Source organism: Ciceribacter sp. L1K22 (assembly GCF_017599385.1).
Taxonomy (GTDB): domain Bacteria; phylum Pseudomonadota; class Alphaproteobacteria; order Rhizobiales; family Rhizobiaceae; genus Allorhizobium.
In genome coordinates, this window is the sequence record NZ_JAGFPK010000001.1 from 1,253,079 (window position 1) to 1,275,020 (window position 21,942).

The 21,942-nt window shown below is 63.5% G+C and carries 30 protein-coding genes; 19 read left to right on the plus strand and 11 right to left on the minus strand.

Going from position 1 to position 21,942, the window contains the following annotated elements:
• Window positions 1-67: 67 nt before the first annotated feature.
• The gene (locus tag J5J09_RS06230) at window positions 68-793 is read left to right on the plus strand and encodes an SDR family oxidoreductase (protein WP_208548815.1); all 726 of its coding nucleotides are present in this window, start codon (window positions 68-70) and stop codon (window positions 791-793) included.
• A gap of 26 nt (window positions 794-819) precedes the next feature.
• The gene (locus tag J5J09_RS06235; RefSeq protein WP_246745793.1) at window positions 820-1,179 is read left to right on the plus strand and encodes an Atu4866 domain-containing protein; all 360 of its coding nucleotides are present in this window, start codon (window positions 820-822) and stop codon (window positions 1,177-1,179) included.
• A 76-nt stretch (window positions 1,180-1,255) separates the two neighbouring features.
• On the opposite strand, the gene J5J09_RS06240 is transcribed toward J5J09_RS06235, so the two are convergent.
• Both J5J09_RS06240 and greA read right to left on the minus strand, forming a co-directional pair.
• Window positions 1,256-2,188 (minus strand): MYG1 family protein, encoded by a 933-nt coding sequence (locus J5J09_RS06240; RefSeq protein ID WP_208548816.1) that lies wholly within the window; start codon window positions 2,186-2,188, stop codon window positions 1,256-1,258.
• 113 nt (window positions 2,189-2,301) lie between these two features.
• Window positions 2,302-2,784 carry a transcription elongation factor GreA gene (greA, locus tag J5J09_RS06245; protein WP_208548817.1) on the minus strand — a complete coding sequence of 161 codons (483 nt, stop codon included), beginning with the start codon at window positions 2,782-2,784 and terminating at the stop codon, window positions 2,302-2,304.
• A 141-nt stretch (window positions 2,785-2,925) separates the two neighbouring features.
• Between greA and J5J09_RS06250 the strand changes: the two genes are divergently transcribed.
• Entirely contained in the window at window positions 2,926-3,333 is a 408-nt protein-coding gene (locus tag J5J09_RS06250; protein WP_208548818.1) for a GNAT family N-acetyltransferase, read from the plus strand.
• Between the two features lie 152 nt (window positions 3,334-3,485).
• Window positions 3,486-4,118: a hypothetical protein gene (locus J5J09_RS06255; RefSeq protein ID WP_208548819.1), complete on the plus strand. Its 633-nt coding sequence runs from the start codon at window positions 3,486-3,488 to the stop codon at window positions 4,116-4,118.
• A 57-nt stretch (window positions 4,119-4,175) separates the two neighbouring features.
• On the opposite strand, the gene J5J09_RS06260 is transcribed toward J5J09_RS06255, so the two are convergent.
• Entirely contained in the window at window positions 4,176-4,661 is a 486-nt protein-coding gene (locus J5J09_RS06260; RefSeq protein ID WP_208548820.1) for a YetF domain-containing protein, read from the minus strand.
• Between the two features lie 224 nt (window positions 4,662-4,885).
• Here J5J09_RS06260 and J5J09_RS06265 point away from each other — a divergent pair, with 224 nt between their 5' ends.
• Window positions 4,886-5,536, plus strand: coding sequence for a pyridoxamine 5'-phosphate oxidase family protein (locus tag J5J09_RS06265; protein ID WP_208548821.1), 651 nt, complete (start codon window positions 4,886-4,888; stop codon window positions 5,534-5,536).
• A gap of 27 nt (window positions 5,537-5,563) precedes the next feature.
• Here the strand turns inward: J5J09_RS06265 and J5J09_RS06270 are convergent, their stop codons facing one another.
• On the minus strand, window positions 5,564-6,451 hold the full coding sequence (locus J5J09_RS06270; RefSeq protein ID WP_208548822.1) for a LysR family transcriptional regulator: 888 nt from the start codon (window positions 6,449-6,451) through the stop codon (window positions 5,564-5,566).
• Window positions 6,452-6,655: 204 nt separating this feature from the next.
• Here J5J09_RS06270 and J5J09_RS06275 point away from each other — a divergent pair, with 204 nt between their 5' ends.
• Window positions 6,656-7,522: an NmrA/HSCARG family protein gene (locus J5J09_RS06275; protein WP_208548823.1), complete on the plus strand. Its 867-nt coding sequence runs from the start codon at window positions 6,656-6,658 to the stop codon at window positions 7,520-7,522.
• A gap of 82 nt (window positions 7,523-7,604) precedes the next feature.
• Here J5J09_RS06275 and J5J09_RS22995 read toward each other — a convergent pair whose 3' ends face one another.
• A complete protein-coding gene (locus tag J5J09_RS22995; RefSeq protein ID WP_348646422.1) occupies window positions 7,605-8,201 on the minus strand; it encodes an MAPEG family protein in 597 nt (198 codons plus the stop codon).
• On the opposite strand from J5J09_RS22995, the gene J5J09_RS06285 reads away from it, so the two are divergent.
• On the plus strand, window positions 8,200-8,856 hold the full coding sequence (locus J5J09_RS06285; protein WP_208548824.1) for a hemolysin III family protein: 657 nt from the start codon (window positions 8,200-8,202) through the stop codon (window positions 8,854-8,856). The two genes, J5J09_RS22995 and J5J09_RS06285, sit on opposite strands and share 2 nt — an antisense overlap.
• Window positions 8,857-8,866: 10 nt before the next feature.
• On the opposite strand, the gene J5J09_RS06290 is transcribed toward J5J09_RS06285, so the two are convergent.
• The gene (locus tag J5J09_RS06290; protein ID WP_208548825.1) at window positions 8,867-9,382 is read right to left on the minus strand and encodes a hypothetical protein; all 516 of its coding nucleotides are present in this window, start codon (window positions 9,380-9,382) and stop codon (window positions 8,867-8,869) included.
• Window positions 9,383-9,514: 132 nt separating this feature from the next.
• Between J5J09_RS06290 and J5J09_RS06295 the strand changes: the two genes are divergently transcribed.
• Window positions 9,515-10,015: a GNAT family N-acetyltransferase gene (locus tag J5J09_RS06295; protein ID WP_208548826.1), complete on the plus strand. Its 501-nt coding sequence runs from the start codon at window positions 9,515-9,517 to the stop codon at window positions 10,013-10,015.
• A gap of 4 nt (window positions 10,016-10,019) precedes the next feature.
• On the opposite strand, the gene J5J09_RS06300 is transcribed toward J5J09_RS06295, so the two are convergent.
• Both J5J09_RS06300 and J5J09_RS06305 read right to left on the minus strand, forming a co-directional pair.
• Complete coding sequence (locus tag J5J09_RS06300) at window positions 10,020-10,610, minus strand: hypothetical protein (protein WP_208548827.1); 591 nt, start codon at window positions 10,608-10,610, stop codon at window positions 10,020-10,022.
• A 120-nt stretch (window positions 10,611-10,730) separates the two neighbouring features.
• Window positions 10,731-11,468 (minus strand): hypothetical protein, encoded by a 738-nt coding sequence (locus J5J09_RS06305; RefSeq protein WP_208548828.1) that lies wholly within the window; start codon window positions 11,466-11,468, stop codon window positions 10,731-10,733.
• Between the two features lie 142 nt (window positions 11,469-11,610).
• On the opposite strand from J5J09_RS06305, the gene J5J09_RS06310 reads away from it, so the two are divergent.
• The gene (locus J5J09_RS06310; protein WP_208548829.1) at window positions 11,611-12,672 is read left to right on the plus strand and encodes an AraC family transcriptional regulator; all 1,062 of its coding nucleotides are present in this window, start codon (window positions 11,611-11,613) and stop codon (window positions 12,670-12,672) included.
• On the opposite strand, the gene J5J09_RS06315 is transcribed toward J5J09_RS06310, so the two are convergent.
• Complete coding sequence (locus tag J5J09_RS06315; RefSeq protein WP_208548830.1) at window positions 12,654-12,887, minus strand: hypothetical protein; 234 nt, start codon at window positions 12,885-12,887, stop codon at window positions 12,654-12,656. The genes J5J09_RS06310 and J5J09_RS06315 overlap by 19 nt on opposite strands.
• A gap of 220 nt (window positions 12,888-13,107) precedes the next feature.
• Here J5J09_RS06315 and J5J09_RS06320 point away from each other — a divergent pair, with 220 nt between their 5' ends.
• The gene (locus J5J09_RS06320) at window positions 13,108-13,365 is read left to right on the plus strand and encodes a hypothetical protein (protein ID WP_208548831.1); all 258 of its coding nucleotides are present in this window, start codon (window positions 13,108-13,110) and stop codon (window positions 13,363-13,365) included.
• A gap of 126 nt (window positions 13,366-13,491) precedes the next feature.
• On the opposite strand, the gene msrB is transcribed toward J5J09_RS06320, so the two are convergent.
• The gene (msrB, locus tag J5J09_RS06325) at window positions 13,492-13,899 is read right to left on the minus strand and encodes a peptide-methionine (R)-S-oxide reductase MsrB (protein ID WP_208548832.1); all 408 of its coding nucleotides are present in this window, start codon (window positions 13,897-13,899) and stop codon (window positions 13,492-13,494) included.
• A gap of 60 nt (window positions 13,900-13,959) precedes the next feature.
• Window positions 13,960-14,400 carry a helix-turn-helix domain-containing protein gene (locus J5J09_RS06330; protein ID WP_208548833.1) on the minus strand — a complete coding sequence of 147 codons (441 nt, stop codon included), beginning with the start codon at window positions 14,398-14,400 and terminating at the stop codon, window positions 13,960-13,962.
• A gap of 84 nt (window positions 14,401-14,484) precedes the next feature.
• Here J5J09_RS06330 and J5J09_RS06335 point away from each other — a divergent pair, with 84 nt between their 5' ends.
• The 9 genes from J5J09_RS06335 (at window position 14,485) to J5J09_RS06375 (ending at window position 21,921) form a co-directional block, all read left to right on the plus strand.
• Entirely contained in the window at window positions 14,485-14,892 is a 408-nt protein-coding gene (locus J5J09_RS06335; protein ID WP_208548834.1) for a hypothetical protein, read from the plus strand.
• A gap of 147 nt (window positions 14,893-15,039) precedes the next feature.
• Complete coding sequence (locus J5J09_RS06340) at window positions 15,040-17,439, plus strand: putative monovalent cation/H+ antiporter subunit A (protein ID WP_208548835.1); 2,400 nt, start codon at window positions 15,040-15,042, stop codon at window positions 17,437-17,439.
• Window positions 17,436-17,855: a Na+/H+ antiporter subunit B gene (locus tag J5J09_RS06345; RefSeq protein ID WP_208548836.1), complete on the plus strand. Its 420-nt coding sequence runs from the start codon at window positions 17,436-17,438 to the stop codon at window positions 17,853-17,855. Before J5J09_RS06340 ends, J5J09_RS06345 begins: the two co-directional genes overlap by 4 nt.
• Window positions 17,855-18,232: a Na+/H+ antiporter subunit C gene (locus J5J09_RS06350; RefSeq protein WP_208548837.1), complete on the plus strand. Its 378-nt coding sequence runs from the start codon at window positions 17,855-17,857 to the stop codon at window positions 18,230-18,232. The genes J5J09_RS06345 and J5J09_RS06350 overlap by 1 nt, the downstream gene beginning before the upstream one ends.
• Window positions 18,233-18,313: 81 nt before the next feature.
• Window positions 18,314-19,873, plus strand: coding sequence for a Na+/H+ antiporter subunit D (locus tag J5J09_RS06355; protein ID WP_208548838.1), 1,560 nt, complete (start codon window positions 18,314-18,316; stop codon window positions 19,871-19,873).
• On the plus strand, window positions 19,870-20,343 hold the full coding sequence (locus tag J5J09_RS06360) for a Na+/H+ antiporter subunit E (RefSeq protein ID WP_208548839.1): 474 nt from the start codon (window positions 19,870-19,872) through the stop codon (window positions 20,341-20,343). The genes J5J09_RS06355 and J5J09_RS06360 overlap by 4 nt, the downstream gene beginning before the upstream one ends.
• Window positions 20,343-20,696 (plus strand): cation:proton antiporter, encoded by a 354-nt coding sequence (locus J5J09_RS06365; RefSeq protein WP_208553147.1) that lies wholly within the window; start codon window positions 20,343-20,345, stop codon window positions 20,694-20,696. The genes J5J09_RS06360 and J5J09_RS06365 overlap by 1 nt, the downstream gene beginning before the upstream one ends.
• Window positions 20,693-21,055: a monovalent cation/H(+) antiporter subunit G gene (gene mnhG, locus J5J09_RS06370; RefSeq protein ID WP_208548840.1), complete on the plus strand. Its 363-nt coding sequence runs from the start codon at window positions 20,693-20,695 to the stop codon at window positions 21,053-21,055. Before J5J09_RS06365 ends, mnhG begins: the two co-directional genes overlap by 4 nt.
• A gap of 437 nt (window positions 21,056-21,492) precedes the next feature.
• The gene (locus tag J5J09_RS06375) at window positions 21,493-21,921 is read left to right on the plus strand and encodes a MucR family transcriptional regulator (RefSeq protein WP_208548841.1); all 429 of its coding nucleotides are present in this window, start codon (window positions 21,493-21,495) and stop codon (window positions 21,919-21,921) included.
• The last annotated feature ends 21 nt before the right edge of the window (window positions 21,922-21,942 follow it).

A 21,942-nucleotide genomic window follows, 5' to 3' on the forward strand; every position in this document is an offset into this window, starting at 1 on the left:
TTATCGCGACAATATGCTGCCACTACCTTCCCTGTCGACCGCAAGGTTTCAAGAGAAGGAGCAGAACATGTCGAATGAAAAAGTCGTCCTCATCACCGGTGCATCGAGCGGTATCGGCGCTGGCATCGCCCGGGAAATGGCAGCCGCCGGCGCGAAACTCATGCTCGGTGCCCGCCGCACCGAACGCCTCGAAACCCTCGTCGCCGAGATCCGCGCCAATGGCGGAACCGCCGAATTCCGTCGCCTTGACGTGACCGACCGGGCAGACGTCGAAGCCTTCGCCGAGGCCGCCCGCCAGGCCTTCGGCCGCGTCGACGTGATCGTCAACAATGCCGGCGTCATGCCGCTTTCGCCGATGGACTCGATGAAGGTCGACGAGTGGATGCGCATGGTCGACGTCAACATCAAGGGCGTCCTCCACGGCATCGCCGCCGTGCTCCCCGAGATGACCGGGCGCGGCTCCGGCCACGTCATCAACATCGCCTCCGTCGGTGCGTTGCGGGTCTATCCGATGGCCGCCGTCTATTGCGCCACGAAATACGCCGTCCGCGCGATCTCGGAGGGCCTGCGCCTGGAGCGGCAGGATATCCGCGTCACCTGCATCCATCCGGGCGTCGTCGAGAGCGAGCTGGCCGACACGATCACCGATCTCGCCGCCGCAGAGGCGATGAAAAGCTTCCGCGCGGTGGCGCTCACCCCCGACGCCATCGGCCGCGCCGTTCGCTATGCGATCGAGCAGCCGGACGACGTGAATGTCGGCGAGATCGTCGTCACCCCCACAGCCAGCACCTGAACCCGAAGCCTAAAAGGAGAAGACCGATGAACACGCCCCTCAGAACCGTTGCCATGGCCTTCCTCACTGCCGGTCCGGCGACGCTTCTCGCACCATCCAACGGAGTAGCAAACATGGAGAACCAGACGACCGCCCCCGCCGAAATGGCGCAGAACCACCCCTTTGTCGGCATGTGGGTCACCGCCGACGGCCGCATCCGCCAGGAACTCCTGCCCAACGGCCGTTACGACGAGGCTCGAGGCAGTCGCCAGAGCGCCTACCAGGGCCGCTATGAGGTGACCGGAAACGATATCTATTATTGGGATGACACCGGCTTCACCGCCGACGGCCGCTTCGAGGGCGACGTGCTCTACCATGGCGGCATGGTGTTCCACCGCGAGAAGTGAGCCGCCCGCGCTTTTCCCCTTCCCGTGGAAACGGGGAGGGGACCGACAGGTCGACGAGCTTCATCGCGCTGGCTGCTTACGCACCCTTCGCCAGCGCTTCCTTGACAGCGATATCCGCCATCGCCAGCACCGCCTCGCGCGTCCTCGCGGCGGCAATGAATAGGCCATTGTGACAGAAGGTGGCGCCCATGACGCCGCAGGCGGCTTCCAGCGCCTCGCCGGTGAGACCGGCCCAGGCGGCGGGCAGGTCGGCCCGCTGCTCGAAACTGTCCTCGTTCAGGCGAATACCCGTGACGCACCAGTCCTTGTCGCCGCGCGGATGGACGACGAACAACAGATGGTCTGCGCCGGCCTTCACGATCGCCGGGCGGAACGGCATTCCTGCCGGCAGTTCCAGCACACGGCTTTCACCCGCCGCCTCGATGGCCTTCAGCACGATCGCCTCGGCCCGGAGCTTCGCCGCCATGCCCGATATCTTCGCCTCGACGAAGCTCTGCGCGATGGCCCGCGCCGCCTCGAAGCCGCGCGTTTCGGCCTGAGGATCTTTCTCGTCGAACACCGGCTTCAGCGTTTCGAGCAAGACCGGCAGCGTCAGACCGGCGAGCGGACCGGCGACGGAGGGATCGATCGCGCCGTTGTCGGCAAGATCGATCGGCAGCACGAAGCTCGCGTCGAACGAGGCATGCAGGGCCTCGACCTGGCTCTCCGGCAATCCGAGCGCCTTCAGATAATCGAGGCCGAAATGCTTCCAGACGAGGCCGAACGAGCTGTAGGGCTGTCCGTCGTCGCGCTTCGGCGCGCCCCGCTGGTGGTGGTCGAAGATGCCAACCGCCGCGTCGTAGGCACCGCCGACATCGTAGATGATCCTGTCATCCGCCGGCGTGATCCACTCCGGAGCCCGGCTGCGCACGAGCTTCGCCTCGGGAAACAGCCGGCCGAGCACGACGGTGGAAAGCAATTCGTCGGCATGGAAACCGCCGGAATGGGTGACGAGAAAAGCTGGTGTCATGAAGAATGCGGCCCCGTGCTTCGTTTGCAACCCTTCCGACCACAACCGGGCGTGCGAGGCAAGTGGTAACGTTGCAGGAGGAGCGAACTGTCACGATACTGGAGCGCCGCAGGTTAGCCGATCGCGACGATCTCCAGCTCATGCTGGCCCACAGTCACCAGATCGCCGACCGCCTTGCCGGACAGCGCCCGTGCCACCGGGGAGACATAGGAAATCGAGCCGGCCTTCGGATCGGCCTCGTCCTCGCCGACGACCCTGTAGGTCTGTACGCGGCCATCGTCGCGGCTGAAGGTGACGGTGCTGCCAAAAGCCACGACCGATTTATCCTCCGGCACCGGCATCACCTGGGCCGTGCGCACCCGTTCGGTGAAATAGCGCGCATCGCGCAACGGTCCCGCCGATTGCCGCCGCCGCTCGTTGACGTCCTCGATCGCGTTTGCCGTCTCATAGGCGTCCCGCGCCGCCTGGAGTTGCGCTTGCAGCGCTTTCAGCCCGTCCTCGGTCACGAGGTTCGGATGCGGCGAAACCGGCCGGTCCGGCAACAGGGTCTCCTGCGCCGCTTCCGCGCTCTCTTCCTTCACGAAGGCGACGCTCACGTTCAAATCCTTGTTGTCATGTCTCCGTCATAACGCTTGTACGACCAGAACGATCCGTACGCCAAGTGCGGACCGCTGCCGTGTTTTCCCGTTGTGGGATGATAGGGTAGGGATGACGATGAAAGACAGGAGGCGAGCGCAATGACCAAAACCGAATACTCCTTCGAAAGACCCGTTTCCGTTGCGCCCCTCCAGGTCCTCTTCCGACAGACCGACTGGGCCGACAGGCGCTCGGATACCGACGTCGCTCTCATGATCCGCCAGACGCCGGTGCAGATCGGTGCCTGGCAGGGCGACCGCCTCGTCGGCTATGCGCGGGTATTGACCGAAGGCCGCTTCCGCGCCCTGATCGACGACGTGGTGGTCGACGCGGCACATCGCGGTGCCGGCATCGGCAGCGAGATCATGCGCCGCCTGCTCGCCCGTCTCGACGGCGTGGAAGAGGTTTTCCTGCTCACCGGCGACGACAAGGTCGACTACTACGCCCGCCTCGGCTTCCACCCGAGTGGCGCCAAATGCCTGCGCTGGCGGGCGGATGCGTCAGCGTGAACTGGCTCGGATGATCCCCGCCGGACGCTGTTAACCTTTGATTAGGATCGGCCGAATACCATAGGTTGCGTAGCATGCTGCCAGTCGCATGATGCAGTCCGTCGAACCGGACGCTGGCCCATTTCCAGAACGAAGTCTTTTCGAGGAAACCCATGGTCGCCGGCATCAGTTCACTCTCCGCAAGTTCGATTCCGCTCCTATTCGGCCCTTCGGCGACGTCGTCGTCCGCCGATATGTCCAGCCCCGCCACCGTCTCTGGCGATCCGACCGGCAACACGGACGACGTCTTCAAGGCCGGCAATGCCATCGGCAAGATCATCGAGATCGTCGCCGGCATGAATGCCTCCGAGCGCCTGTGGACCATGGAAGGTGCCGAGCGAATCGACAGCGCCAACGGTGATTACCGCCTGACCAAGACGGGTACTGGGCAGTTCAGCACCGACAGCGAGCAGATTTCGAGACAACTGGAGATTTTCGAGGAACAGGCAAAGGGCACCGGCCCCCACGCCGAACGCGCCCGCGCCTATGTAAAGGCCTCCGAGGAAGGCACTCTCGAGCGCTACGACATGTCGAAGATGGGTGTCACCTCCATCTATACACAGACCGATTTCTATCGCGCTGACGGATCGCAAAGCGGTTCCGTCGGCCGCTGGAACACCACCGGCATGGACGAATTCCTCGAAAAATACGTCGTGATCGAAAACGAGATGATGTTCGACAAGGCAACCGGAAAGCAAGCCGGCATCACCCAGAACGGCACGGCTTTCCACTACTGGGTCTGGTGAGACAGGGGCGCGGTCGGCCGGTCACCATCCCGACCGTCCCGTTTTCGCCCAGCCCTGTCACGCGGTCCTGAAGATCACGCTCATCGAGCCGTCGCTTTCGAGCACCAGCGACTCCACCTTGTCGACCCCGGCTCCGCCGGCGGTGCGGATGGCGCTCAGTGCCTCATCCCGGGTGATCCGCTCCCGCACCATCGCCTTCTCGCAAAACGCGCCCTGGTGCGCCAGCAGCGTGGGTTCAGAGCGCACGGCGCTTGCGAAGCGCGGCGAGCGCACCGAAACGAACGTCACGAGAAACTGCAAGAGGATGAGAAGCGCAAGCGCGGTCACACCCGTCGCCAGCGGTATCGAGGCCTGCAGCATGATCGCCGACAGCGTCGAGCCGAGCGCCACCGTCACCACCAGGTCGAATGCGTTCAGTTTGGCGAGTGTCCGCTTGCCGGATATCCTCAGGAAAAGCACCAGCGCCGCATAGGCGAGTACCCCCACCAGAACCGTCCGCCAGATGCCCGACCAGTTCTGGAACAGCATGCCTTGCCAGTCCATGACCTCTCCCTTCCATTGTTGTGTCTGGACGCAACGGCGCAGGACGCGGAAAGTTCGGTTGACGTGGTGCGGGTAACAACGATCGCGCCACCGTCCCTTCGTGAAAAGTCGGGCATGCCCTTGCACCGGGCAACGCGGGACAGTATGGATAGTCATGAGGTACGTACCTCATATCATCGTCCGAAGACGATGTTGGCGACGAAACCGCATCGGGAGGAGAGACGATGACGGCCTACGAGATCAATCAGGCTCACGCGATCAGGGAGGAGGAGGCGCTCCGCGCCCTGTTCGAACCGACCCATGATTTGGCCGTCCGGAAATGCCTTCCGGCCCTTGGGCCCCATGCGCGGGAGTTCATCCGCCGCTCACCCTTCGTCTGCATCGGCACGCAGGACGGAAAGGGCAGGGCCGATGTGAGCCCGCGCGGCGATCCGGCGGGCTTCGTCCAGGTCCTTGATGCCCGCACGCTGGCGATCCCCGACCGCCCCGGCAACAATCGGCTCGACACCCTGGCCAACATCCTTGCCAACCCGTCGGTCGGCCTCCTCTTCATGATCCCCGGCTTCGATGACACGCTGCGCATCAACGGCCGCGCCACGCTCACCAGGGACCCGGCGCTGCTCGACACCATGGCCGTCGACAACCGCCGCCCGAAACTCGCGATCATCATCGACATCGCCGAAGTCTTCTTCCACTGCGCGAAGGCCTTCCGCCGCGCCGGCCTCTGGAACCCCGCCCACCACCAGCCCCGCTCCGACATGCCCTCGCTGGTCAAGATGATCCTAGACGATATCGGCGAGCCGCCGGTCGCGGAGGGCGAGCAGAGGGTAAAGGATGCGGAACTGGAAGAGGACTACAGGCGGACGATGTATTGAGAAAGCCTTCCAGCCCGCTTCCCTCCGTCAGTCGATGAATGCCGCCAGTTCGTCGGGCGTCCCCATCGGGAACCTCTGCTTGAGGTAGTCGAGAAAGGCCGAGACGCGGGCGCTGAGCAGTCGGCGCGAGGGATAAAGCGTCCAAAGCGCGATGGCGGGACCGTCCACGTCGCCCCAGTGTATCAGCGTACCACGCGCAAGATCATGACTGACGAGCGACAATGGCAGGCGCCCGGCACCCGCGCCGGCCCGAACCGCATCCCTGACCATGATCATTGATGACACCGCCAACACGGGCTCGACGGCGATTTTTTCCTCTCCGTTCGGACCCCTGATGGTCCACGGCATTCGGTCGCCCGCCGAGCGCACCACGGCCGGGACGGTTCGTCCGGCTGCTGGGCGTGCAAGCGCCGGATTGGCCGCGACAATCAGCCGGTCCCGCAGGAAGATACGGCCGACCAGGCTCTCGTCCGGATCGGGGTTGACCCGGATCACCAGATCGAAACCCTCCTCGATCATGTCGACCTCGCGGTCTTCCGTCGTCACCTCAAGTCTCACCTCGGGATACATCAGCGAAAACTCGGCGGCGATCTTTCCCATGGCCGTCTGCGAGAACAGCAAGGGCACGCTGATCCGCAGCCGGCCTTTCGGCCGCTCCCCGCCGGACGCGATGGCGGTCGCGGTTTCCTCCAGCTCGGTCAGCAGATGGCCCGCGCGCTCGTGCAGGGCACGTCCTTCCTCGGTCAGTTTCAGCGACCGGGCGCCGCGCTCGAAGAGGCGGATGCCAAGGCTCGCCTCCAGCTCCGATACGCGGCGGGACAAGGTCGCCTTAGGGCGGCCGGAGGCGCGAGCAGCCTTACCGAAACCGCCATGGCGGGCAACCAGAGTGAAATCGGCGAGGGCAAGCAGGTCCATGGATGTTCCGTGGTTGGGACAATGTGGTCTTTTACAGCACGCATCGGCGCGCCGGTAGATCACTGATCCGGAAGCCGACGGTCGTGCCTGCACATCGATCGTTCCACAAGTGAGACGATGCGTCCAGATTATCTGTCTATTGGATCGTCAATGGTCCGTCCATATTCGGGGCGTCAACAACAACACCGCACCGGAGAAACCAACATGACCATCCTCGTAATCGGAGCCACAGGCCGCGTCGGCCGCCATGTCGTGGACCAGCTCGTCAAGCGCAATGCCAAGGTTCGCGCCTTCACCCGCGACGCCTCGAAGGCGGATTTCCCCGCAGGCGTCGAGGTCGCCGAGGGCGACCTGCTCGATCTCGACGCCCTGCGCGCCGCATTTAATGGCGTCCGCACGCTCTTCCTGCTCAATGCCGTCACCGGCGACGAATTCACCCAAGCGATCATCACGCTCAACATCGCCCGCGAGGCAGGCGTCGAGCGGGTCGTCTATCAGTCGGTGTTCGATGCCGACGGGGCCGTCAACGTCCCGCACTTCGCTGTGAAATCAGGTGCCGAGCGTATGCTCGCGCGAATGGGCTTTTCCGCCACCATCCTGCGTCCCAGCTATTTCATCGACAACGAGGTCATGGTCCGCGACGTCATTGTCAACCACGGCGTCTACCCCATGCCGATCGGCAGCAAAGGCGTCGCCATGGTCGATGCCCGCGACATCGCCGAACTGGCCGCAATCGAACTCATCCGCCGCGATCAGGCGCCGGGCAAGCTGCCCATAGAGACCATCAATGTTGTCGGTCCCGATACCCTGACAGGCCCGGACGTGGCCGCGATCTGGTCGGACATCCTCGGCCGCCCGATCGCCTATGGCGGCGACGACCCGACCGGTTTCGAACAGAACATGGCGACCTTCATGCCCCAATGGACGGCCTATGAAATGCGCCTGATGGCCGAACGCTACGTCAGCGACGGCATGATCCCGGACGATGGCGACGTCGAGCGCCTGACCCAGATACTCGGCAGGCCGCTCCACGGCTACCGCGACTTCGCGGCGGCGCTGGTGAAAGCATAACGGACATCGGTGGGGCGGCGGGTCTTACTCGCCGCCTCGTGTCTGATGCCCGAAGATCCCAAATCCGCGCGGTCGCCGGAGTTCACCCCGTCCTGATCAACGCCCCCACCGTGCCGCCCACCAGGAGCGTCAGCGCCACCACCCACGTCACCGCGGCACCCGGTCCGCGTTTCTTGGCGTCGGCGTAATATTCCACCGCATAGAGCGCCCGCCCGCCCGTCCAGATCAGGCCGAGGGTTCCGGCGAAGACGTCGGAGACATAGGTGCCGAACAACCAGAGCGAGGGCAAAAACAGCACCATCTGCTCCACCGTGTTCTGCTGCACCCGGAAGATCCGCTCGAAATGCACGTTGCCGGTCGTCTTCGGCGCCTCGATGCCATATTGCTGGCGCGCCTGGCCCACCTTGATGAAGAAGAAGGTATAGGCGATCAGCGCGGCGAAGGTGGCAAGCACGGTATAGCGCATCGGCGGCTCCTGGTTCGGTGGCGGCGCCGGCGAGGCGACGCTGTTCCATCTGACCCGGTCCGCTTTTGCGAACGTGAGGGCAGGCAGGCTTAACCGGCCAAACCGGAGCGACGCTTGCGCACCACGTTTGGTCAGCTTGCCGGCCTTGCTTATGACGGATTGCTTGCGCATCATGGAGGCGAAGCAGTGCATGGAGGAAAGAGGACCGCGCATGACCGAGTATTTCCGTTTTAGCCGGGCCTATGACGTTCCCGAACTGGTCGCCGACGGCATCGTCCATGGCGTGGGCGTGGTCTTCGCGCTGATCGGCGCTACCGCGCTGATCTTCTATGCCACGGTCTGGTCGAGCCATGGCGAGCTTGCTGCCGCCTGGATCTACGGCCTCGGCCTCGTTCTCGCGCTCGCAGCTTCCTTCACCTACAACATGTGGCCGCATTCGCGCACCAAGTGGATCCTGCGCCGGCTCGATCATTCGGCGATCTTCGTCCTGATCGCCGCCACCTATACGCCCTTCCTGCAGCGCGGCGCGGAGAACCCGTTCATCCTGACGTTGCTGATCGGCATTTGGGTGTTCGCCGCTCTCGGCATTGCGGTCAAATGCATCTTCCCCGGCCGCTATGATCGCCTCGCCATCCTGCTCTATCTCGGCATGGGTTGGAGCGGTCTGATGGCTGTCGGGCCGATTTCCGAGTATTTGCCGATGGTCTCGCTGGTGCTGATCGTCGTCGGCGGCGTCATCTATTCGGCCGGTGTCATCTTCCACGTCTGGGAAAAACTGCGCTTCCAGAACGCGATCTGGCACGGCTTCGTCGTCTCGGCCGCCGCTGTACACTATACGGCGGTATTCACCACTTTCAGCCTCAGCTGAGCAGACCCCGTCACGGTTCGCAACCGTCCGCCGGTTTCAACGTGTCCACAAGGTGCGACACGACGGCGTCATAGACCGCAAGCTGCGCCTGAGGATAAACGAGCTGGAAAAAGGCGGCTTCCCCGTCGCAGAGCGCAATGCCGCGCACGTAGATCACCCGTCCGTCCTTCGTGCCCGAATAGCTGGTCCAGCGATCGGTCGTCTTCTCATAGCTGATCTGCCATCCGTCGACGAACGCTGCCGTGTTTCGCCGGTCGTCCGCCTCCGCCCGGAAATCGCCCTCGGCAACGCTGGTTCCCCACACCCTGAGTTCCGCAGTCTTGTCGGCGCTCTCGAAGGTGTCGCCGTCGCCATTGTCGGCGCTCGACGCGATCAGGAAATCCGCCGGCACCTCGATCTCGTAGCCGAACCGCGCATTGGCGTGATGGCGCCATTCCACCGCCATCGCTGCCGATGCCGCAAGGTGCGCAGCCACAAGACCTGCGGCCCAAAGCGTCACGCCCGCTCTCCTCTTTCGCCTCGTCATGCCATGTCCTCCTCGTCTTGCCGCGCGATTTTATCGGCCCTTTGCGCGCCGTGCCAGCGCCGCTTTCGTCTGGACAGGCGGGCAGGGGGCTGTCTATGAGAGGCGGCAATCCCGCCGTATTTGAGACAGCCCATGCCCAGCCCGCTCACCATCCGCCCCGCCGTCGAAGCCGACCTGCCGGTCATCCGTGACATCTATAACGACGCGGTGGCAAACACGACCGCGATCTGGAACGAGGTCCTGGTCGATCTCGACAATCGCCGCGACTGGTGGCGGCTGCGGACCGAACGCGGCTTCCCGGTTCTGGTCGCCGAGCGAGACGGTCAGACGATAGGCTATGCCTCCTACGGCGACTGGCGCGCCTTCGATGGCTACCGCCACACGGTCGAGCATTCCGTCTATGTGGACCGCACCTGCCGCGGCGGCGGCATCGGCAAAGCGCTGCTCTCAGCGCTCATCGAGCACGCTCGCGGCAACGACAAGCACGTGATGATCGCCGCCATCGAGGCCGGTAACGCCGCCTCCATCGCGCTGCACGAGAAGCTCGGCTTCACCCTTGTCGGCATCCACCGCGAGGTCGGAACCAAGTTCGGCCGCTGGCTGGATCTGGCGATGATGGAACTCAGGCTCTGACGCCTCACTGCGACGGCGCCGCCGTGGGCACGACGCCCGCCGGAGCGACCGTTCCCGGCGCCGGCGCGCCCCAGACCGTGATCGGCTGGCCGTCCTTCGTCAGCACGCGGGAATCATAGAACGACAGAGCCGCCTGCAATTGCGCCGTATCGCTGCAGCGGTTGATGATGCCGCCGATATAGGTCACGCAGTCGCTGGTCGCGCCCTGAACCGAGCCTGTTGCCCAATCCTTGACGATGCCATCAGGTCCGACCAGGAAATAGGAGAGGCGGTTGTTCGTGCTGACCGTTTCCCGGCCGACGAGGCCGCCGAAGCTGCTGCCCGTCTCCGTCCGCGCCGCCGGGGCCATGTGGCGGTAAATCGTCATGCCATTCGCAAGCTGCGTCGAGCCCAGCATCGGGCCGAAGGTCGCGCGGTCGTTGCCGGCAAGCTGGTCCATCGGAGATTGCCCGAGGCCCGCCACCTGGGCATAGGGCCGTCCCAGCGCGTAGCTTGTGAACGAGCGATTGGCCGCGCCTTCGGCCTTTTCCGCGACTGACGAACATCCAGAAAACGCAAGCACAATCGCCAGCGACGCCACGACCGAAAGACGCATGCCCGTTCCCCTTTGCTGTTCCGCCCATCACAACCGCAAAACGCCGGTCGCACAAGTCTCGCGCGATCGGCGGGCAAGGGTTTTCCAAAGGTCAATCGATTACTTAGGCGTCATGCTGCCTCATTCGATCCGGACCCGCGCCATCTCGCCCTTTATCCGGATCGAAGGCCTGGCGCCGGGCGTATTGGGCAGGGCGCTGTCGACATACGAGGCGATGGTCTCCACCGCATAGCTGACCGGCGTCGGGGTCAGGAACCGCAGCGTCGCGTCGAGCATCTTGCCGGAGATCGCGATCACCTCGTCGTTCGCCACCCGCTCGAAGGCAAGCCGTGCCCGGAGAGCGGCGCCCGCGACATCGATCTCGTGCGCATGACCGGTGAAGTGAAAGTCGCCGGCATCGCTGTTCACCTGGACTAGCGAAAACTCGCCGTCGAGCGTCATCCGCGCTGCCTTCTGGTCGATGATCACGGCTGTTCCCGCACGCGCGTTGGCGCTCAGCGTCATCCTGCAGTCGCTCCAGTCGAGGAAGTGCGGTGCCCGGCCGACATCGACAAGCAAGGTGTCGCCGTCCACGGTGAGCGACCCTTCCGCCGGGCAGGCATCGGAAAACCAGCTCGATCGCCAAAGAGCAGCCCAGCCATGCCGCTCGCCGGAAAGCTCGGCGGTCAGCGGCCCCTCGGATTTTGTCGTGATCTCGATCTCGCTTGCCGTGCCGGTGACGCGGATCTTTGACACCGCAGCAAGATCGAGCGGTCCGGCCGCCGCGTCACGGGTGCTGACCAGCGAGACGAGGCCGTCGATAGTGGCGACGGCGATTGCCGCGCCGGCGATGGAAAGAAGGATGGTTCGGGTGCGCATTTTGAGGCTCCTTGTTGGCCGTTTCGATGCCTCCATCCACCATCAGTGCACGCCGCCGGCGACCTGAAACGCGTTTCAGGTCGACCTTGATCGCGCATAAGGGCATGATCGGTCTCTCAAAACGTCCCGGAATGCCGCTCGCATGATCTTCGTCCCGCTTTCCTTCCTCGTCTCGCTCTATCTGCTCGTCTTTCTCGTCCGCCTCGCTTGGCAGGGGCGCGGCGGCGGTGGCGGAAACGGACTCTTCCTGCTGCTTCTGTCCGTTCACATTGTCCAGAGCCTGCTGGTCGGTCTGCGCTGGGGTTATGGCGTCACGGCGATCCTGCCGCTTCTGTCAACGCTTGCCGGCCTCGTGCCGCCGCTCTCATGGCTCGCCTTCCGCGATCTGGCGCAGGAGCGGCGGGGATTGACCTGGCGGGACGCGATTCACCTGCTGCCCATGCTGCTCGTCCTCGTGCTGCTGTTCGTCTGGCGCAGCGGCGTGGATATCGTGATCGTCGCCACCTTCGTGGGCTATGGCGGGGCGCTGCTGTGGCTTTCCCGCCTTGGGCCTGATGGCCTCGTCGCCTCGCGCCTCGACGGCTCGCTCAGGTCCTGGCGCGCCCTGCAACTGACGGGCGTCGTCCTGGTCGGTTCGGCGGTGGTGGACGTGCTGATCAGCCTCGACATGCTGGTCGGCGGCGGCCGTCATTCCCCCGCCGTGGTTTCGGTCGCGACCACGATCGTGCTTCTGCTGCTCGGCATCGCAGCCGTGGCCGTCGGTCAGGTGGAAAGCGAGGACGATGAGGAGGAGGCGGCAGGTAGCGCCACGGCGGCGGTGGTGGCGCCGGAATCAACCGGACCGTCCGACGAGGATCAAAGGCTCGCCGCCGAACTCGACCGACTGATGGCCGAGCGCCGGCTTTATGCCGATGCGGGCCTCAACCTGTCGCGGCTTGCCCGCCGGCTCGGCTCACCCGCCCGCGCCGTCTCCCATGCGGTCAATCGCGTTCACGGCATGAGCGTCTCGCAATACGTGAACGAGCGGCGCGTGGCCGACGCCTGCCGACTGCTGTCGGCAACGGACATGCCGGTCACGAGGGTCGCCTATGAGGCGGGCTTCATGACCAAATCGAATTTCAATCGGGAATTCCTGCGCGTCACGGGCATGAACCCGAGCGACTGGAGAAAGGAGAAGGCGAGCGGTCAGATGACGTCGGTGTGACGTGTCAGCACCGGCGGCTTGCCGCGATGGCTGCGGGCGTGGACCAGCGATCCGATGATCAGGGCCGGGAGGGTCACCGGCCAGATGAGGCAGGCGAGCAATCCCACAAGTCTGCTGCCATCGAAACGGTTGCCGCCCGCCATGCCCTCGGCAAACGTCATGCCCAGCATCAGCAGGGCAGGCACGAGCCAGAGAAGGGTCAGCGGCAGGGTCATTTGATTTCACGTCATGAAAATATATTGAACGTTAACCATGTTGACTGATTTGCTCCACTTCGTCCACCCGTGAAAATTGGCAGATGTGAAGTTGGAACAACGGCTTGATGAAAGATCGCCGGAAATGATCGGATCTCGCCTCAATTCCGCGTGAATTGCAGGGTTTTGTGAACTTATTCTTAGCTCCGCCATTGTATCCTGACCATGGAGGAGCCAAATCATGGGCATGGAAACGATGCTGATCATCGCCGCGTTTGCGGCAGTCGCCACGACCCTCGTGGCCGGTTCGATGGGGTGTGCCGTTTATGGAATGGCAAAGGCCCAGAGCCGGATTCACCGCGAGGAGCGATCGGTGGCCGAAGCGGTCCAGAAGGCCCGCAAGGCCGCAGCCCGCCGGGCACGTAAGCCCGCCGTCCGCAAGCCTGCCGTCAAGATCCGCCGGCCGGTTGCCGATCCGGTGCATCACGCCGCGATGTGACGGCCGACCGATGGGGTGACGACAACAGGATGCGTGGACAGCGCACCCTCGTCCTCGGCCATTGCCCACGAAAATGAAGAGGATGACCGGAGCGCGAAGGCGCTCCGATCTTGTTTCGGCGTCCCGTTATGTCGCCTCGAAGACCATGGCATGGCCGTTGATGCAGTAGCGCAGGCCGGTCGGCTTGGGGCCATCCGGGAATACGTGGCCAAGATGGCCACCGCAATTGGCGCAGCGGATTTCCGTGCGTATCATGCCGTGCGAGGTGTCCTTCAACTCGACGACGGCATCGGGCTTCACCGGCTCGAAATAGCTCGGCCAGCCACAGCCGGAATCGAACTTCGTGTCGGAATAGAAGAGCGGCTCGTCGCAGGCTGCGCAGCGATAGAGCCCTTTCTCGTGACTGTTCCAGAACGGCCCGGTGAAGGCGCGTTCGGTGCCCGCCTGCCGCAGGATGTAATACTGCTCCGGCGTCAGCTGCTCGCGCCACTCGGCGTCGGACTTCTCGATCTTCGGCTTCAGTTGTTCGGTCATGGCGTTTCTCCTTTGGCACATAGATAGGATCAGGCGGCCCTCCGGACAATCACCGCCCGATCAAGAGCGCGTGGTCATCGTGTCTTTCGCGCGGGCCGCATTCCAGTCGGCAATGATACGGGTGGCAAAGCCGGAAGGGTCGGCCTGCATCGCTGCCACCAGTTCGGCCGGCGCATCCGTCGCGGTATGTTTTGCCGACCAGAGAACCAGCGACACCAGCACCGGCGCGAGGTCCACGCCCTTTTCCGTGAGCCGATAGATCGTCCGCCGCCGGTCGTCTGGATCGTGCCGCCTTTCGATCAGGCCGTACGTCTCCAGGCGCGACAGCCGCGTTGCGAGAATGTTGGTGGCGATACCTTCGCCGGCCGCCAGAAACCCGTTGTAGCTCTCGATGCCCTTGAACATCAGGTCGCGGATGATGAGCAGAGACCACGCGTCGCCGAAAAGCTCCAGCGCGAGGCTGATCGGGCAGAGCGAGCGGGGTGATTCTTTCACGGTCATGATGGTCCGCTCATAGGCAAAACACTTGCAAAATGCAAGTTAACATGCAGTATAGCCCCATTCGTATCCGGATGGGGGCTTCGCATGGACAAGGCATTCTGGCTGGGCGTCGCGGCTTATCTCGTGCCGACGTTTCCACTCGGGTATTTCTGGCATCTCAAGACCTTTGCCGACCGCTACGAGGCGCTCGGCATGTACCGTGACGATGTGATCATCCCGCTCGGCTTCCTGTCGATGCTTTTGCAGGCGCTGGTGTTCTCCTGGGCCTATCCACGGCTGTTTTCCACCGCGGCTGACGATGTCTGGAAAAGCGCCTTCCAGTGTTTCGTCGTCTTCGGCGTGCTCGCCGTCTCGTTCGTCGTCCTGCCGGTGGCGGCGAAGTACCGGACGAACTCCGTGGCCGGTTTCATGATCTTGGAAACCGTTTTCACCGCGATCCAGTTCGCCGTGGTCTCGCCGTTGATGGCCCTTGCGCACCACCAGCCGGGCTGATTTTCCCGTTCACGACCTGTTGTCCTGACTGCGACGAATTGTGGTATGTCAAAAACATGTCAGGCTCTTGAGAGCGCGCTTTCTTTGCCATAACAACAGGGCCACCCTTTTTGGGGAGGCCGCGCTGGTGCGGTGACGAGGAAAGCAATGTTCGACGTTCTCGCCGATATGACATTCCTGGCCATGATCCTGCCGTTTCTCGGCGCGCTGATCGCTCCGGCCCTGACCCGAAGCATGGGGCACACTGCCGCCTGGCTGCTGGCACTTGCGCCGGCGCTCGCCTTCCTGCATTTCGCCGGGTTCCTGCCGGAGATCGGCAATGGCGAGGTGGTGACCGGCGGATTTGCCTGGGTTCCCAGCATCAACCTGTCCTTTTCCTGGTTCCTCGACGGCCTCTCGCTCACCTTCGCCCTGCTGATCACAGGCATCGGCACGCTCATCGTGCTCTACTCGGGCGGCTATATGAAGGGTCACCCGCAGCAGGGCCGCTTCATCGCCTTTATCCTGCTGTTCATGGGCGCTATGCTCGGCGTCGTTGTTTCCGACAGTTTCCTGATGCTCTTCGTCTTCTGGGAACTGACCTCGATCACCTCGTTCCTGCTGATCGGCTTCGACCATGAGCGGGAGGCCTCCCGTCGTGCTGCGCTGCAGGCGCTTGTCGTCACCGGCGGCGGCGGGCTCGCCCTTCTGGCGGGCATGATTTTCATCTGGAACATGTCGGGCGTCACCCAATTGTCGCTGCTCGTCCACAGCGGCGATATCCTGCGGGAAAGCCCGTTCTACCTGGCGGCGCTGCTTCTGGTGCTCGGCGGGGCCTTCACCAAGTCGGCGCAGTTCCCGTTTCATTTCTGGCTGCCGAACGCCATGGAGGCGCCGACCCCGGTGTCCGCCTACCTGCATTCCGCCACCATGGTGAAGGCCGGCGTCTATCTGCTGATGCGCCTCAATCCGGTGCTCGGCGAAACGCCCGCCTGGGAAATCCTGTTGCCGCTCTTTGGCGGTATCACGCTGATCGTCGGCGCGACGATGGCGATCCGCCAGACCGATCTGAAGCTGATGCTCGCCTACACCACCGTCGCCTCGCTCGGCCTGCTCGTGATGCTCACCGGTTTCGGCACCGAATATGCCGTCATCGGCGCGGTGCTCTATCTGGTGGCGCATTCGCTCTTCAAGGGCGCGCTCTTCATGGTCGCCGGTCTCATCGACCACGAGGCCGGCACGCGCGACGTTACCAAGCTCGGCGGCCTGCGCTCCGCCATGCCGATCACCTTTGTCGCCGCTCTCTTCGCGGCGATCTCGATGGCCGGCCTGCCGCCCTTCTTCGGCTTTTTCGCCAAGGAGGAGATCTACCTTGCGCTCGCCGGAGCCGACCCGCGCTCGATCCTCTTCACCATTGTTGCCATCGTCGGCAATGCGCTGATGTTCGTCGTCGGCTTCGCGGTGGCGCTGAAGCCGTTCCTCGGTCCTCATGTCGATACGCCGAAACATGCGCACGAAGGGCCGGCGCTCTTGTGGCTGGGACCGCTCGTTCTGGCGATGGTCGGCCTGCTCGCCGCAATCTTTTCGGGCACGGCGCATTACTACATATCGTCCCCCATGGCGTCCGCCGTCGGCGGAGTCGCCAAGCAGGTGACGATCAGTCTCGTGCCGCATATCGGCGTGCCGCTGCTGCTGTCGGTCGTCACTGTCGTCCTGGGTGTCGTCCTCTTCCTGCAACTCGATCGCGCCCGTGCCGTCATGGGTCGGATCCTGGCGACCCTCGGCCCCGGTCCCGATCGTGGCTTCGATCACTTCGTCACTGGGCTCGTCCGGATTGCCTTCGGCATCACCCGCGTCGTTCAGCACGGCCGGCTCGATTCCTACGTCACCTTCACCTTCGCCATGGTGGCGCTCGTGCTGCTGATGCCCCTGGCCATCTACGGCGAGCTCCCGGCCATGCCCTCATGGCCTGAGGACGCGCAGTTCCACGAGCTGATCTTCCTTGCGATCGCCGTGATCGGCCTCTTCGCCGTGCTGCGCGCAAAGGACCGGTTGACCGCCATCGTCTCGCTCGGCATCCAGGGTTTCGCCGTCGCGGTGCTCTTCCTGCTGTTCGGCGCGGCTGACCTTGCCTTCACCCAGTTCATGGTCGAGACGCTGTCGGTGGTCATCCTGGCGCTGGTGATGACCAGGTTGCGGCTTGCCGCCGCCGATCACCGCCCCTTCGGCCAGTTCCTGCGCGACGCCATCATCGCGATCGCCTGCGGCCTGGGCTTCACGCTGATGCTGCTGAAAGCCACCGAGGCGCCGTTCGACTCGACGCTGACCGAGTTCTTCAACACCTATTCCAAGATCATCGCCCACGGTGCCAACGTCGTGAACGTGATCATCGTCGACTTCCGCGGCGTCGACACGCTGGGCGAGATCGCGGTCGTCATGATCACGGGACTTGCCATCCTGGCGCTCATTCGTGTTCGTTCGCCGCAGGCGGTGAGCGAGCCGCCGGCCGAACCGGTCGTCAAGGCGGATGTCGCCAAGAGCCGTGCGCGCAAGAGGGCCAAGGCATGAACACACTGATCTTCCGCACCGTCGCGCCGTTCCTCACCCCGCTGATGGTGCTCTTTTCGATCTTCGTCCTGCTGCGCGGCCATAACGAGCCCGGCGGCGGCTTCATCGGCGGGCTGATCGCCGCCTCCGCCTTCGCGATCTACGGTATTGCCTTCGGTGTCCAGTCGGTCCGCCGCGCGATCATCTTTCACCCCATGTCGATTGCCGGCTGCGGGCTGTTCATCGCCTGCCTGTCCGGCCTGTTGTCGGCCTTCTTCGGCGTGCCGTTCATGACAGGGCTCTGGATCTACCCGACATTCGCCGGCATCGAAGTGCCGCTCGCCACGGTCATCTCGTTCGATATCGGCGTCTATCTTGTCGTGGTCGGTTCGATTACCTCGATCGCGCTGGCCCTTGAAGAAAAGGATCACGACTGATGGAAGCCCTGTTCGCCGTCGTCGTCGGCATCTTTCTCGCCTCCGCCTTCTACCTGATGATGTCCAAGCGGATCGTCCGCGTGTTGCTGGGAGTCGCCATTCTCGGCAATGGCGTCAACCTGCTGCTCTTCACCTCCGGACGCCTGACTCGCGAGGTGCCGCCGATCATTGGCGCCGATGCAGACACGCTTGCAGCTGGCGCGGCCAACCCACTGCCGCAGGCGCTGATCCTCACAGCGATCGTGATTTCCTTTTCCTTCTTCTGCTTCCTGCTGGTGCTCGGTTACCGCGCCTACCAGGAACTGAAGAGCGACGACACCGATGAAATGCGCGTGGCCGAGCCGGAAGGCCAGCCGCTGCCGCCGCTGGGGTATTGAGATGACGCGTAGCATGAGTTTCACCGGCGGCACTCACGTCGTCACGAAGGGCCCGATCGGCTCCGGTGGAGGTAAAGCCTGATGGCCGCGCCGTCCTCCGTCGATCTCTCGCTCGCCCTGGTCATGGAGCCAACCGCCGCCACGCAGTGGCTGGCGATCCTGCCGGTTGCACTCTGCCTGACCGCTGGCGCCGGCTTGATGATGGTGCGCCACGCGATCCATCGTCATCCCCCGGTCGCGATCGCAACACTCGTCCTGCTCGTGATCATCGACCTGCTGCTTGTGGTCCAGGTGGCCCAGCACGGGCCTGTGACCATGATGATGGGCCGCTGGCTGCCGCCCTTCGGCATAGCGTTCACCGTCGATCTGACAGGAGCGCTGTTCGCACTGTCAGCCGCCATCGTGGCGCTGGCAGGCGGCATCTATGCGACGGTCGACATCAACGGGTCGGGCCGCCGCTACGGCTTCTATCCGTTCCTGCTGGTGCTGATGGCCGGCGTCTCCGGCGCCTTCCTGACCGGCGACGTCTTCAACCTTTATGTCTGGTTCGAGGTTCTGCTGATTTCTTCCTTCGGCCTGCTCATCCTCGGGTCGGAGCGCGAGCAGATCGACGGCGCGGTGAAATACGCGATCCTCAACCTGATCGCCACGACGCTGTTCCTCATCACCGTCGGCTACCTCTACGCGATCTTCGGCACGCTCAACATGGCCGACATCGCCCGCAAGGCCGAGGGCCTTCGCGGCACCGCGCCGATGATGACGCTCGCAGCGCTGTTTGTACTGGCCTTCGGCATGAAGGCGGCCGCATTCCCGGTAAATTTCTGGCTGCCGGCCTCCTATCACACGCCGAGGCTCGTGGTGTCGGCACTGTTCGCGGGGCTGCTCACCAAGGTCGGCGTCTACGCGCTGCTGCGGATCATGGTGACGCTCTTCCCCGTCGAGCGCGAGGAACTGAGCTTCGTGATCGCCGTCCTGGCTGCCTTCACCATGGTGCTCGGCGCCCTCGGTGCGCTCGCCCAGAGCGATCTTCGTCGCATGCTCGGGTTCGTGGTGATCTCCGGCATCGGCTATCTGCTGGCGGGTGTCGCCATTGGCGCCGTCGGCAGCCTGTCGGCTGCGCTGTTCTATGCGCTCCATTCGATCGTTCTGATGACGGCGCTCTATTTCATCGCCGGCGAGGCGCGCCAGCTTGGCGGCAGCTATTCGCTCGTCGCCCTGGGTGGGCTCTGGCGCACGGCGCCGGCGTTTGCGGCGGTCTCGCTCGCGCTGTTCTTCGCCGCCTCAGGTCTGCCGCCGTTCTCCGGCTTCTGGCCAAAGGCGCTGCTGGTCAAGGCCTCCATCGACATCGGCGCCTGGTGGCTGGCCGCCTCCATCCTGGTTGCCGGCTTCGTCACGACGATCGCGTTTGGTCGTGTCTTCCTGCTGGCCTACTGGCGCCCGGCCGGTGAGACGGCAACGACGCCCGAAAGCGCCGGTATCGCCTGGGTCCGGCTGGGTCCGCTTCTGGTGCTCTCGCTGCTCGTCGTCTGGTTCGGCCTGTTCCCGGAAAGACTTCTGGTCCTGACCCAGACGGCTGCCGAGGGCCTTATCGATCCGACCGCCTACCTGAACTCGGTCTTCCCTGCCGGAGGAACGCCATGAACCTCTATGCCATCGCTGTCGTCATGGCCGTGATCTGGGTCGCCGTCACCGGCAGCCTGACGATCCACAATCTGCTGTTCGGCTTTCTGTTGTCCACCCTCGCGCTCGGTCTGATCCGCGAACAGGTGGATGGAGCCGGTTATGTCACACGCACGATCCGCTTCATCTCGCTTGTCTGGCTCTTCCTGGTCGAACTCGCCAAGTCCGCCTGGAAAGTCGCGGCCATGGTGATCTCGCCGAACATGAACCTGCAGCCGGGTATCTTCGCCTATCCGCTCACCGTGCAGCGGGATTTCGAGATCACGCTGCTCGCCAATCTCATCACGCTGACGCCCGGCACCCTGTCGGTCGACGTGTCCGAGGATCGCAAGATCCTCTACGTCCATGCCGTGGATTGCTCCGATGTCGAGGGCACCATCCGCGATATTCGCGAGGGTTTCGAGCGCAAGATCATGGAGACCTTCGAATGATGGCCCCCGAAGCGCTCATCCAGACCGCCTGCTATGTCGCCCTTGCGCTGCTCGGCGCGGCCTTCTTCCTGACCGTGTACCGCGTGATCAAGGGACCGACGCTCCCCGATCGCGTCGTCGGGCTGGACATGCTCGTCGGCATCGCGCTCGGCTTCATTGCCGTGATCGCCATCCGCACAGGCTATACGCTCTATATCGACATCGCGATCTCCCTCGGCCTCGTCGGTTTTCTGGCGACGGTCGCCTTCGCAAGGTTCATCATCACCCGCGGCACCCGCGAGGCTGCGGAGGGTCAGTCCGATACCCCGCGCAAGCCGCCGGCAGGTGCAAAGGCAGGAAGGAAATCCCGATGACGGCCTATCTCGTTGCGATCCTCACCTGTTTGCTGATCCTTGGCGGCGCGGCCTTCGCGCTGATCGCGGCGATCGGCATCAACCGCCTTCCGGATCTCTACACGCGCATGCATGCCGCTTCGAAGGCCGGCACGGTCGGATCCGGCCTGCTTCTGGTCGCGGTGGGCATCCATTCCGGCGATCTTTCGACCTTCAGCCGCGCCATCGCGGGTGTCCTGTTTTTCATCCTGACGGCGCCCATCGGCGCGCATCTTCTCGCCAAGGCGGCGCATCAGGTCGGTTATCCGCTCGATCCTCTGTCGGTTCGCGATGATCTCAAGAAGCCGGAAAATAAAAAGGCGGCAGCGGAGCCTCGTTAGGCGCGGTCATCTCCAACTAAAGTAGCTGTCTGCTCATTTTTCAGCGTCCGTTTGTATTGAATATTTCGCAATTGCAATATTTATCCTCCCTTTTTTTGGGAGGTTGGTACGCTGGACTTTTTCTCCAACGGTGATATTCCAAATAGATAAGCTCTGATCGCGGGACATATGGTTGCCTGATGCGACGGATGATTTGCTTTCCACAGTAAAAAACGAGTCTTCGACTCTGTGGACAGCAATTTAACGTTGTTGCGGGCAAATGTTACTGGATCGGGCAGTTGCGCTCTCGCGTTGCACCTTGGGATTTAGGGGTAAATTCCATATCGGGTGCAACGAGGTTTCGGCCATGGGAGGGGACTGTCGGCTTTGTTGAACGAAACGTGTGTCGGCAATTCGGTCGATGCGCGGGGCAAGTACGATTGAACAGGAGAACTGTAATGAACGAAACTGCACAAGCGTCCGACCGCAATCTGCTGGTCGAGCTGACTGCGGATATCGTTGCCGCCTATGTCGGCAACCACGTCGTACCGGTCGGAGACCTTTCCGGTCTGATCGCCGACGTCCACACCGCGCTGAGCAATACCAATGCGCCGGCTCCGGTCGCAACGGTACAGGAAAAGCCGAAGCCGCCGGTTCCGATTCGCAAGTCGATCGAGGACGATTACCTGATCTGCCTCGAGGATGGCCAGAAGTTCAAGTCGCTGAAGCGCCACCTGATGACCCACTACAACATGACTCCGGAAGAATACCGCGAGAAGTGGGGTCTTCCTGCGGACTATCCGATGGTGGCCCCGGCCTACGCCGAAGCGCGTTCGCGCCTCGCCAAGGAAATGGGTCTCGGTCAGCGCCGCAAGCGCGGCAAGTAAGCGGTTTCACATCGCCAGCAG